The organism is Stappia sp. BW2, from assembly GCF_008107695.1.
Lineage (GTDB): Bacteria > Pseudomonadota > Alphaproteobacteria > Rhizobiales > Stappiaceae > Roseibium.
This window is the reverse complement of sequence record NZ_VIRG01000063.1, coordinates 1-402: the sequence shown is the minus strand read 5'-3', so window position 1 is coordinate 402 and position 402 is coordinate 1. Positions and strand designations below refer to the sequence as shown.

At 38.6% G+C, this 402-nt stretch carries 1 protein-coding gene; it reads right to left on the bottom strand.

Features of this window, described 5'->3' with window-relative positions; all coding sequences use genetic code 11:
- The coding region (locus FMN63_RS30075) for a PTS transporter subunit IIC (RefSeq protein WP_209001082.1) at nucleotides 1–402 on the bottom strand (402 nt) is incomplete at both ends.

Sequence of the window (402 nt, the reverse complement as noted above, 5' to 3'; positions counted from 1 at the left end):
GGTAATACTGCCATGATTAATCCTAATACGAGTGCGCCGATAACAATCGTTAGCCAGCCTTTAATATGACTGACTGTTAAAATGATTGCTAAAAACGCAGCCATGTAAAATGTATGATGACCTGTTAAAAAGATATATTTTAAATTAGTGAAGCGGGCAATTAAAATATTAACAATCATGCCACAGACCATGATGAGTGCAGCTGTTGTTCCAAAATCTTTTAAGGCTAGTGAGACGATAGCTTCGTTGTTAGGTACGATACCTTGCACACCAAATGCGTGTTGGAATATTTTGCCGAATGGTTCAAGAGATCGAACGACGACATCAGCACCTGCACTTAAAATTAAGAAGCCTAATATCGTTTTAATGGTTCCTGAAGTGATCGTTGCGGCAGGTTTTTTC